At 56.9% G+C, this 11,500-nt stretch carries 10 protein-coding genes; 5 read left to right on the plus strand and 5 right to left on the minus strand.

What is annotated here, in order from left to right; translation table 11 throughout:
* Window positions 1-777: 777 nt before the first annotated feature.
* Window positions 778-1,353 (minus strand): TonB C-terminal domain-containing protein, encoded by a 576-nt coding sequence (locus tag C7S18_RS23780; protein WP_106894234.1) that lies wholly within the window; start codon window positions 1,351-1,353, stop codon window positions 778-780.
* A gap of 149 nt (window positions 1,354-1,502) precedes the next feature.
* Here C7S18_RS23780 and C7S18_RS24770 point away from each other — a divergent pair, with 149 nt between their 5' ends.
* Together C7S18_RS24770 and C7S18_RS23785 are read left to right on the plus strand one after the other, a co-directional pair.
* On the plus strand, window positions 1,503-2,273 hold the full coding sequence (locus tag C7S18_RS24770) for a hypothetical protein (protein ID WP_206208058.1): 771 nt from the start codon (window positions 1,503-1,505) through the stop codon (window positions 2,271-2,273).
* 118 nt (window positions 2,274-2,391) lie between these two features.
* On the plus strand, window positions 2,392-3,249 hold the full coding sequence (locus C7S18_RS23785; protein WP_106894235.1) for a hypothetical protein: 858 nt from the start codon (window positions 2,392-2,394) through the stop codon (window positions 3,247-3,249).
* Window positions 3,250-3,458: 209 nt separating this feature from the next.
* Here the strand turns inward: C7S18_RS23785 and C7S18_RS23790 are convergent, their stop codons facing one another.
* A complete protein-coding gene (locus tag C7S18_RS23790; protein WP_170113492.1) occupies window positions 3,459-3,845 on the minus strand; it encodes a hypothetical protein in 387 nt (128 codons plus the stop codon).
* A gap of 212 nt (window positions 3,846-4,057) precedes the next feature.
* Between C7S18_RS23790 and C7S18_RS23795 the strand changes: the two genes are divergently transcribed.
* Complete coding sequence (locus C7S18_RS23795) at window positions 4,058-4,444, plus strand: hypothetical protein (RefSeq protein ID WP_146152114.1); 387 nt, start codon at window positions 4,058-4,060, stop codon at window positions 4,442-4,444.
* 589 nt (window positions 4,445-5,033) lie between these two features.
* Entirely contained in the window at window positions 5,034-5,705 is a 672-nt protein-coding gene (locus C7S18_RS23800) for a hypothetical protein (RefSeq protein WP_170113493.1), read from the plus strand.
* A gap of 74 nt (window positions 5,706-5,779) precedes the next feature.
* On the opposite strand, the gene dnaB is transcribed toward C7S18_RS23800, so the two are convergent.
* On the minus strand, window positions 5,780-7,156 hold the full coding sequence (gene dnaB, locus C7S18_RS23805) for a replicative DNA helicase (RefSeq protein WP_106894239.1): 1,377 nt from the start codon (window positions 7,154-7,156) through the stop codon (window positions 5,780-5,782).
* 55 nt (window positions 7,157-7,211) lie between these two features.
* On the opposite strand from dnaB, the gene C7S18_RS23810 reads away from it, so the two are divergent.
* Window positions 7,212-7,652: a hypothetical protein gene (locus C7S18_RS23810; protein WP_106894240.1), complete on the plus strand. Its 441-nt coding sequence runs from the start codon at window positions 7,212-7,214 to the stop codon at window positions 7,650-7,652.
* 515 nt (window positions 7,653-8,167) lie between these two features.
* On the opposite strand, the gene C7S18_RS23815 is transcribed toward C7S18_RS23810, so the two are convergent.
* Entirely contained in the window at window positions 8,168-10,444 is a 2,277-nt protein-coding gene (locus C7S18_RS23815) for an ATP-dependent helicase (RefSeq protein WP_106894241.1), read from the minus strand.
* A gap of 61 nt (window positions 10,445-10,505) precedes the next feature.
* Window positions 10,506-11,120, minus strand: a complete 615-nt coding sequence (locus C7S18_RS23820) for a hypothetical protein (RefSeq protein WP_146152115.1) — start codon at window positions 11,118-11,120, stop codon at window positions 10,506-10,508.
* Window positions 11,121-11,500 lie beyond the last annotated feature (380 nt).

Below are 11,500 nucleotides of genomic sequence, written 5' to 3' on the forward strand. Positions count from 1 at the left end.
GCGGTCGTGGGGAAGTGTTCTACCGAACCAAGGACACTGATCGACAACGCGGACTCTGGGCCGTGTGTCTCAAGTTTGACGTAAATGTGGGTGCGAAGGAGTTGCGATTGACCTGTAAGAGCGCGCATCACCGGCACAACCTTCCCCACGACGCCAAACAGCCCGCAGACCGTTTTTTCCGAGTACTGAGAACTTTCTATTTGAGTCATGCTGAACGGCACGACTGGATACCTCGGCCTACAAAGGAAAAGGGCCCCTGACTGGTCAGGAGCCCTTTGAAGAAAGGCTGGAGCCCTTGGGTATCCCTGCCCGTGGCGGGGACCATCTTTCGATGGCGGCATGGGCGCAACCCTTTTGGGGACTCCAGCTGACGCGCTCCACGTGCCAAGAATAGGACAGAGTTGCGCTGAGCGCAACAGGCTTTTTGACCTACCCATGGCACAAGCAAAGGATTTTGTTCAGGTTTTTGTGCGATAAGTAGGGCCAGACGGCCCCGGGGTACACACGAATTTGACTTCCCTGTGCAGAGTCATCGCCTTCTAACCGGTGATTCGTAAGGTACGTACCGTCGTACGAAAACGTCTGGACGACTTCTCAGGTTTCAGCTTGTGCCAGATGTGGGGGACGCCTACATGGCACGAGAGAACTTTCCGGGCTGACCAGGAACAGAAGGCGTTGTGGTGAGTGCGGCACCAGACACCTGGAACTGGCATTGAGCGCTAAGCAGTGGCATTTGCAGCCTCGGGCAAGGCCGAGTGCTCAGGAATCCAAAAAGGCCTATGGGGAAAAGGTGAATACCACGCCAGCGGATGCGGTTAGTGGGTCTGGGGGTTCCGGGAATGGACCAGCCTTCTTGAAGGCGCGAACAATCGACTTGCTGACGGATCGTGCGTCACATGGGGTGACCCAGCTGAGGTTAGCGAGTTCACCGTGACCATTGAACTTTCCCCTAATCTCACATGTTGACTTCCACGTAGGCGCCTCTGGCTTGCGCCAAATTGCCATGACCTTCTGTTGCACTACTACCTTCCAGGCCTCCATTTCAACGGATCGATCCTGCGGTTCTTTGCACCGATAGATGGCGATCGTGGTTGTATGAATGGGCATACCAACTGCGACATCGCCGCCGATGGTTTCGATCTTGTAAGAATCGCCGCCGGCGTCTATGACGTTTTGTACTGCGTAGTAGTGAACCTTCGACGGATGAGAGACCTCGAAGTATGCCGTCTTCAGGAATTCGCAATGATCTGGGTCGGTAACGGGCCGAATGGTCTTTTCGTACGCGGTCAATTCCTTGGCTGCAACAGCAGACATGCTGAAGATCGCCGATAAGCAAATCAGAATCGCTTTCATTGGACGCCCCAGTAGAATTTTTCAGGACAACGCGACAGCTGGGCCACAGTCTAGCAGGATGCCCTCCAGGAATGCCGAGTATGCGAGGTTCCCAGCGGTCTGGGTAGGATTGCAGAGTTGGCAGCATAGACTCGAAGAGGAACACGGAGATGGCAACCCTAGACTTGCTTGGCACAGTAATGGCGCTAGCCGCACAGTTCATGATCGAACGCGAGAAGCGTGGCGAGGCAGTGAACGAGCAGGACTTTAGAGCATGGCTTCAGGGATCGGCGATACCGACCATATTGGATCAGTCAGGCGAGATATTTCGGACGGTGGTTTCCGCAAAGGCGCAAAGCCACGAACAGTTCGCTCGGATAGACGGCAAGCTGGAGGAGATTCGAGCCCTAGTTGCAGGGTCAGGGCCTTACACCAAGCTTGTCGACCTTGACCGCCTAATCCTAAGGAGAGCCTTTGAACTGGCGCGCGATGCGACCAGCCTTTCGGTTGACGATGTGGATCTTGCGACCATGGCCAGTGAGAGACGTGTTGATCTCTCAGAGCTGAGGCGGTCTGCGTCATTTCTCAGTGAGGGTGGCTTTGGCACGCATCGTGACTATAGGTCGGTGCAGAGCTTTGTAGTCTCGCCAAAGGGTCTATTGCGAGCGTGGAATGAGTTCGACCCTGTTGGTCTGACTTCGTACAAAGCTAAGCTTCGTGATGAACTGCCGAAGAGTCCATCAACAGCCAGAGTCGCCGAGTTGGCAGCAAGGGTAGGGGCGCCGAAGTCGCTAGTGCACGGACTTCTGTGTGATTGGCGCGAGCGTGGCCTGCTCTCTTACAAAGAGTACGATGGTGATCAGGATGGCCTTTTGTTCGGTGTTTCCGAAGGTCTCGTTCGCGAACTAGCTTCGGACGTGATCGCGCTGGTTCGAGAATGACGCAAGGCGGGTGGCGGAATATCAACCGTTGTCTTCATGAGACAGGGGAAGACTCCTGGGCCTGATAGTTCGTGCTTTGGTACGCTAGCACTTTTTGGGATTGCAGAGCGAAGCAACCATGAAGGTGTCGAAGCCCAAGACGTCATCTGAGGTGCTGGTAGGCACGTTTGCCCGCAACTACGCGCTGGTCCGGAAGATCATTCCCAACGCGGTGTGGTTCTCGGAGCTCACCGGGATCAACGAACGCGTGGCAGGAAACGTCTTGAGCGGGACTAGACCGATTTCGATCAGGCACATCATTCGCATAGAGGCTGCATTTGGTTTGCTGCCGGGCTCGCTGGAGTTTCCGCTTGTGGGGAACTTAGATTACCGTTCATCCGGTAATCTGGCCAGGCGTAGGTGGCTTTCGAAATGCGTTGAGGAGAATGGCGGAATTCGACGGGTGAGCGTCGCCCATCCAGGCATTGGAGGAAAGACCGTTTCAAAGATGGTTGGTCGGACCGGCTTTGTTTCGCCAATCATGTGCGAGTTGATTTCCCGGCACACTGGCTGGGTGGTCGCTGAGAGTCTTCTCGACGATTTGAATTGCGAAGACGACGGACCTCAATTGTCTGCCAATTCGCTGCTCCAACTGATGCGGCTGGCCAACCACCGAGCCAATGTGCACGTCGGGATGCCACCTAGAATGGTTCGTTCGCGAATTTCGGTTCCGGCCGGGATTCGATACGCTGCACACGATTTCGATCACCTCATTGCATTGGTAGTAAAAGGCGAGGTTGACGTACTGGACGATGCCCAGAGGGAATGGTTGAAGCAGGCCGTAACGAGCGGGTTGAGCGAGCGCACGCTGTCGGAAGCCGAAGCCAAGGAGATCCTGGTTGAAGTCAGGAAGCGCCGACAGGTAGCGAGACGCTGGCCCGACAAGGCACTGAAGCCAGACAGGTCGGCTGTAGCGGCGATCCGGTTGAGGTCATGACACGACGCGATGTCTGCCTGCGCCGCTCCGAAACCTATCCTTGCTGAAGATCGGAGACGAATGCTTGTTGACGAAGAGACCCGCCAGGGCTTCCGTATTCGGCATAGAGGCATGTAGCAGGAAGCCGATTGCGATTGAAGGCCGTGATGTTGGCATGGGCTTCTTGACACTCTGCCGGCCGATTGGAAGGGGCAACGGCCATGGTCTCATCATTCGATCGAATTTCGGAGTTTGGACGCAGCCTGAGTGACAATGTTCTCGAAAAGACCTTCGACGGCAAGCATCTTGTCGGATAGGGCGCGGATGCGCTTCAGGGTTTCGGGGGCGCCTGGAACGACGTCACCGAGATCTTCGACAGCCAATGCTGCGCGGTTCCAATGGAGTTGCCACGGCGGCGCTAGTACGCCTCGCTCAAGGAATGGGAGGACGAGTCGATCGTGAACGCCGTCCAGCTTGACGTCGTCCTTCAGGTCTTCAACCGACCATTCAGTGAGCTCAGCGAGCACCATGCGACGTACCACGTTGACGAGGCGCCCGTGAGCAGCCAAGGAGCGCTCGACCAGGCGAAAGAGTTGTTCACGTGACTCCTCAGGCATGCCCATCGGGAAAGTCTGCGGAAGTGAAGGAACATGGGGGATGAGGGGGACAACGTCCATTCTGTTTCATCTTACGCGAGTGGGTGTCTGATCACCCTAGGGGCGCAAGGCAGGCAAGGGAAATTCACACGCAAAAGCGCGAAAAAACGGTGGGATTCCGCGGGAACGGAGGAGGGCGTCCTGGGGGATGATGAAATCCCTGGAGGTGAATCATGCGTTTCCGTCTGTTGGTAATGATCGCTTTGCTACACGTCAGTCCCATGAGTCTCGCGGCAGCCATTCTGGCATCAGATGCATTCGTCATTCGACTCGATGGGCGAGAGTACGCGATGTCCGGAGGATCTGTGTTGCTGAGCTCGACCGGTGTGCTGACGTTACAGAGCCCAAACGCGCTGGTCGACTGCCGGCGTGCGAACGGTCAAGCGTTGGTCGCTGGGCCAGGAAAAATCGTCTATGACGGCCTTGGCCGATTCCTCTATCTTCAATCGCCTGAATTCGTGATCCAGGACGACGCCTTGGTACTGCAATCTACGACCGGCGATATCGCGTGTGCCAATGGTGTCGCTTCGGAACGACTGTTTGACAGCAGTTTTGAGTGAGATTTGTAGCGATTGTTACGCTTAGCGCCAGGGAATAGGTCTGGTGCCCCCGACCAGGCGCAGGCCTACGGCTTGGTACTGATAGGGCAGGGCGCGGAGTTGTGCGAGACTTGGGAACATGTCAGGAACGCTCTTTCAGCATGATCGAGTTTCACGGGGCAGAGCGCTCGGCACAGCTGTTCGGGCCGCTCTGATCGCATCGTTTTGTGTGGATGGGACTCCAAGTCCAGAGGCAGCAGCTAAGTCCCAAGAGCTGCTCCGCTTCTTGAGGGACTCTGAGGCATGGCTGGACTGTGATTGCGTGCCAACCGGCAGCCTGATGAGTCCTCGCCAGCTGGCCAGCGGCGCGCTGACGTTGGTGCGGCACGGTAGAGTGCCACATACTGAGGACTGCCCGTTTTTTCGGTTGCGGCCAGCCGTGGACATCGCCGGGGACACTCGGAGTCTCCCTGCTTTCGGTGCGGGCGAGATCAGTGGTGGCCAACTCCTGGCTGCCATACGAGTATTGCTGGCACGTGCCGGATTTGACCGGATTAAGGGCTCTGGACTTCGGATGCTGGGTCAGAGTGTTGTCGCGGCCGACACTGGCATGCACTATGGTCAGATCGATCTGGCGGGTGATGTCACAATCGGCGGCGAGCCCTTGCGAGAGCACTGGGTGACGCATGTCAACGGGCTACGGGCTGCGCTACGCACAGGATCAGAGCGGCCGGTCTTCATGGGCGTGGTCAACGAGATTGGTGAATCGCTGGTGCGGACCCAACGGGATGGAACAGCCTTCCGCTTTCCGGTGGCCGACGTTTCGATGCGGGCGCCAATCGAGGGGCCGTTCTGGGTGATTGGAACTCTGGAGCGCGATCGCCAGATCGTGCAGCCAGCTTTGGCATGGCCGGTTCTTTCGGGAGGTATTTTGCTGCCGATCGAATCAGAGCTGCATCGTGACACGGCACGCGTGCTTTGCCGGCAGCTGGTGTATTGGCGGGAGCGGCATAGCCTTGACTTGGAACTTCAAGTGCCCCTCATCGTGGGGTCGGGAACGCCAGATTTCTGGCTGCAGGTAGGAGAAGAGTCGATCGCAGTGGACGTGGTGCCGAAACCGGGGTATGGCCGTTGGCGAGAGGAGGTGCTTCTGCGGGCGGCTGTGCGAGGCCAGGGCCATGGGTTCGTCATCGATGATTGGGAGCCTGAGACGTGGCGCCGAAGGCTAACAGGGCTGGTGTTGGGGCTTGCCGGAGGAGGGGATGCTCGGAAAACTCAATAGCTCAGGAAAGGTGCCTGTCGGGATACGTTTGGTTGGCGCTCTTGTTGAGCAGCGCCTGAACAGATCGAAGATGGTCAGAAGTTGCTCGAATTTGGCCCATAGTTTTCGAATCTAGTGTAGTGGGGCAGAAAAGTCGTCTTGACTGTTCCGGTTGGGCCGTTTCGTTGCTTGCCGACGATGATCTCTGCGATGCCTTTGTCGGGAGAATCCGTGTTGTAGTACTCGTCGCGATAGATGAAAAGGATCAAGTCAGCGTCTTGCTCAATTGCGCCTGATTCACGAAGGTCCGCCATGATGGGGCGCTTGTCGGCTCGCTGTTCCAGTGACCGATTGAGCTGAGACAGCGCGATCACAGGTACTTTGAGTTCGCCGGCCAGTGCCTTCAGGCTTCGCGAGATCTCCGATATTTCGGTTGCCCGATTCTCCTGGTTGCCTGGCACGCTCATGAGCTGAAGATAGTCAACGACAAGCAGGCCCAGGTCGTGTTCTCTTGCGGCTCGCCGCGCCTTCGCACGAATCTCCAAGGGAGAAAGGGCCTTTGCATCATGGAAGAGGATATTGATCGAAGACATCACCGTAATGGCAGCGGTGACTCTCGGCCAATCTTCATCGAGCAGTTCGCCTGACTTGAGATGTTGAGCGTTTACGCGCCCGATTGACGAGATAAGGCGCATCGCAAGCTGACTAGCCGACATTTCCAAGGTGAAGAAGGCAACTGCCTTCTTCGTGCGGGTTGCGCAGTACTCAGCGATGTTGAGGGCGAGTGCGGTCTTCCCCATGGATGGGCGGGCGGCAATGACGACGAAATCCTCAGCTTGGAAACCCGTCGTCAGGCGATCAAGGTCTATGAGCCCTGAAGGCACCCCAAATACACTGTTTTGGTTATGGTACCGGAAGTCGATTTCTCGGAAGGCCTCTCGGGCTGCGTCCTTGGTCGTAACGTAAGGTTTTCGACCGCGCGCTCCGCTCTCAGCGATTCGAAAGACCCTCTGTTCCGCTTCTTCGAGGATGGTCTGAACAGACTGCCCAGCTGGTTGCCAGGCGGAATTGGCGGTCTCAGTTGATGCGTCAATCAATTGTCGCAAGATCGCCTTATCGCGAACGAGGGTTACGTACGCCTCAATGTTCGCGGCGCTTGGCGTGTTGTTCGCAAGCGAAAGGATGTATCCGGAACCACCCACTAGATCCGCGATTCCCTGGGTTTCGAACCACTCTCCAAGCGTCACCGCGTCCGGAGCCATCTTCCGACCTTGCAGTTCGGCAATGGCGCGGAAGATGAGCTGGTGATCGTGACGGTAAAAGTCGGTCTCGACCAATTGGTCAGCGACCCGGTCCCATGCATCGGGTTGAAGCAACAGGCCTCCCAGAACAGCCTGCTCCGCCTCCACCGCTGCGGGAAGGGAGCGCATGCTCTCCAATGGGGATGACGGCGACTTCTTCCTGGGCGGCATATCGGATCAGGGTTTGAGACACTGGTGAGCAACTATGAGCGTACCAGGAGTCCGAATGAACCGCCCCTCCAACCCCTACCTGCATTTGAGCCTTGTAGAGCTGAGCGATTCGGCCGAACATCTTGCCGGGGAGCTGCTGAGACCGCGGACGCGGACTGCGGAGGAGCGGGCTGCCTTGGCGCAGCGCTGCGCTCATCTGCTGATCGCCCTGGGACGAACGATCCGACCGGGCTATTACCAGGAGCTGGCGCCAGAGTACCGGTGCGAGCAGAGTAGGGCGGGGCAGTCGTTCGCGGATTGGTTTGGTCGGGAGCAGGTAGCGCTGCGTGCCAGGGTTCTCAGGAGGGCCTTGGACTTCCGAAGGTTGCCCCTGGACACGCCCCTTCCTCCCGAGGCCTATTCATCCGACGTCGGCATGCTTGGTGTTCTGAATTCAGTCCTGGAGCGCGAAGAGGAAGAGCGCAGAACAGAGAGCCCGTCCGAACGTGAGCAATAATTGATCGATGGCTTGGATTGCGGTGCCTGCGTGGATTTCCGGCGCCAATGATGCTGTTTATCCACAAGCCATCAACATGCTGCGGAGGCAGAGCACCCCGGTGCTTGATCGCGATGCGAAGGTTGGTACGATTCAGCGATCGTAAACCTTGGGAGGGTGTCGCTTGCAATCGGATCGACTCTCGGAAGATCCATACCGACCGCCGGCAGGACGCCTACTGCTCGATAGACCCACTAAGGTTGGTGTGAAGGAGTTATTCGCGCCTAGTCTTGTTCTGCTTGCTTGCTCGACGCTGGTTTTGCTTGGCGCCAGGTATGGACTGCGCGGATTTTGGTCATCAAGCATGCTAGGTCCAGCAGCACTGTTTTTCCTGAGCTCTTTCTTGGGATTCGGTCTGACAGTAGCAATCCTTCAGACTGGCAGAATTGGCAGTGCCGATTCGAACAGACTCTGGGCGGCGCAGGCGGCACTTGTGTTGGGAGTGGCCAATGTTCTTGGTCTTGCTGTGAGCATGATCACTTGAGCGGCGTGACTAAGCCAAGTTTGAGCGAAATGGTTCGACTCGGGCCGATGTCAAAAGCAATCTTCGCGACATCATCACCGAACATTTCGACGATGCGACCGGGGCCAAATTTGGAGTGCATGACCCGAGATCCGACAGAGAAAGCGCTGTCGCGTTTGCTCGGGACTCGTGATGAGTTGGCGCGTTCCGTACTCTGTTCGTATTGAGTGTAGGCCCATGCCTGACTAGGGGCAAAGACCCGAAGGTACGCGTTCGGAATCGTGGGATCCATCAGTGCATAAGAGGTGAATCGACCCGTCTCAAGCGCTGTTGCCGTGTGTTGCGAGATTGCGAGCTGCATCTCCCACAAGAATGGGGAGACCGGCCCGCTTTGTTCGATGGCTGGGTCGATGGTCTGTACCGACTCACTAAAAGTGGGATCGTTCGGATGCACGAGATACAACTGTTCAACTGCCCGAGTGATGGCCACATAGCATAAGCGGCGCTCTGCTTCGATGTCCTCTTGCATGATGGAGGAACGAGGGAAATAGCCATCGACCAGCCCGGGAACAAACACGACTGGCCACTGTTCTCCCTTGGAGCGATGAATGGAACCGATCCAAACATGATCCTCGTCGGGCGGCTTGGCTGCCCGGGAGTCGAACAGGGGATCAAGCATCTCAAGAAACTCAGATACATTGCCGGCGAAATTGGCGGCAGCTTGCCGAACCGCTTGGACGTTCTGCAGCCGTTCCTCCGCTTGCTCTGGGGTGGATGCCTGGGCTCTGAGAGATTCTTCGAACTTGGTACCGGAGAGGTAAAGATCGATCACCTTGACCGGCGCTTCATCGGGGTCAATGGTTGTAGCAATGATCTCAAGCAGGTCGGCTCGGTCTGCAATTTGGTCCGCGGTTCGCTGCGGCATTCCGGGCACGATGAGGGCTCGAAGAATCGACGAAATCTCGTTCGGGTTCCTGATCGCCTGGCTTGAAACGCGCTCAATCTTCTCTTTGGTTAGGTACAAGCTTGGGACCAGCAGTAGGCTTTGGAACATGAAGAGCGAATCTGCTTCCGGCAAGCGTTTCCAACTGCCCACAGAGAGCTGGAGGACTGCAACAAGGGCCGTGACTTCCGGTATTTTCAGAAGGGGTGGTCGGCCATACACGAAATAGGGGATTCCGAGTTGATGGAGCTCCAGTTCGAGCGAAAACGCAATCGAATAGGTGCGAACGAGAACAGCAATAGCAGCTGGGCTGAGTCCTTCATCAATGAGCGTGCGGATGTGGGTCCCAAACAGCGGGGATTTCGGTGGTAGCGCAATCGTCCGAATGATCGTACGAGGGGTTCCCGGCGCCGAGAGGCTGACTTTGGGCACACGGTTCTGATTGTGGCTGACGAGTTGGCTGGCTGCGAGTGAGAGGCAATGGCCGAATCGAAAAGTATGCGGAAGCGTGTAGCGCGTGGCGCCTGGGAAGTCTTGCTCGAAGCCGCGGGTGATGTAGTCCGGCTTGGCACCTCGCCACTCATAGATCGCCTGGTCTTCATCACCGACGATCATCACAGCAGCACGCGTCCCGGCCAGAACCTTCATGAGCTCGATCTGAATCCCATTCATGTCCTGAGCTTCGTCCACAATCAAATGGTCGATACGATTGGTGACCAGCTGCTTTGTCTCAGGGTGGCGAAGAAAGCACTGCACCGGATCGTACAGCTGGTCTTCGAAGAATCTCAGCTTATGGTCACGACGGATGGCTTCATATCGTTCAAACGCTTCTGGAAAGACGATGGCTGCGGCCTGGTAACGCCCGCGCCTGAATGTCTCTTCTGAACCCAGTGTGTCTGCCTTGACGTGAGCGATAAACGCGACGAAATCGTCAATCAGGTCCCGATCTGGTTCGCTATCGCCGCCAAACTGACCCTGGAAGGCCGAAAAGAGGGCCTGCTTTGCGAATTTGGCGCGTTGAAAGTCCTTGTCGGAGATCGTCGCGGCCGGTAGGTGTCCGAGCTGGACCAGCCGGTTGGTGATCTTGTGGCCCATCGAATTGAAGGTGCGTATTTCTGGAATGCTACCTTGGGCCGCTGCTTGATACCGCTTCCGGAAAGAAGCGGCGGCTTCTCGATTGAACATCACAACCGCGAGGCGATCCAGAGAGACGGAGCGGGTTAGATAGTTCAACCGGGCGACGAGCGTCTGCGTCTTGCCAGATCCGGCAACTGCAGATACGACAGCATGTCTACCAGTGTGGGTGATGACCTTCTGCTGGTCGGGTGTGTAGCGAACGGTACTCATGCAGGGAGTATCCCAGTGCAAATTGGTGAGGACAACGTGCTTCGTAGCCGTGGGCCGTCGGTCAGGAGTAGTCGATGAGCCAGCGGTCCTTCGCAGCCTGGGCGGCATCCGGCGGAATTCCGAATACCTGAGCAAGGCAATCCACGGCAGCATTTAGGCTCGCAGCGACGGCAGCATGCTGCGCTGGTTCTATCGATGCGGCCGTGCGGCCGGCGATAGATGCCACTACTTTGGTATCTGCCAGCAGAGCGATGATCGTGCGCGCCTGTTGTATCCCCTTGACGCAGAACCATGCCCAGTGCGGCCATTCTGCATTGAGGCGTCGGAAATACGCTGTGACCTCCGGGATGGCATAAATCTCGCGCGGATCGTGGTCGTAGCCCTCAAATGCCAGTATGAGCCGATCGCGGCAGGCGAACACTGCTTCCCTTGAAGCCGTCAGTTGTTTAAGAAAGCCAAGCACGTCAGTTAGATCAGCTTCTTCAACGAATCGTCGGCTGATCGAGAGGACCAGTAAGGTGTCGTACGGTATGGCAGTAACTTTCCCGGGGTATGGAAGGGGTACGGTGATCATCGGTGCCGGTGTTGAGGTAGGAGAATCATGCATGACAGCAGGTTGGCTCGGTCGCAAATTCAGATCATTCGTTGGCGTCAGGATGAGACTTTGGCGAGCCATAGACAAAGGCCGGATGAGAGGATGCACTTGTTGGTGGTGATGAGCGCAGATGCGATCGAGGCGCTCAGGGTTTGTGGGGCAGTGTGGGCGCTGGCAGGGTATATGTGCCGTATCATTTGTGTATCGGCATGATTAACGGCAAATCCAGAAGGAAACGAGCTCACAGATGGTCACTGGAAAGCGTGGTCATCACCTCATCTATCGGCGATGGCGATTCTGCTGGAGGCTTTTGCGAACAGCACAGAGCCGAAGATCGGTGGCTGCAGCAACGATGCAGCGGCTGGCGCTATTTCTGGCTGGGCAGAACCGGAGGTGTATGCGACCTCGGCACGCGTCGGCGCTTCCTTGGACCAGTATCCCTCGCGTTGACCGGATCCTCG

Source organism: Ahniella affigens, assembly GCF_003015185.1.
Taxonomy (GTDB): Bacteria; Pseudomonadota; Gammaproteobacteria; order Xanthomonadales; family Ahniellaceae; genus Ahniella; species Ahniella affigens.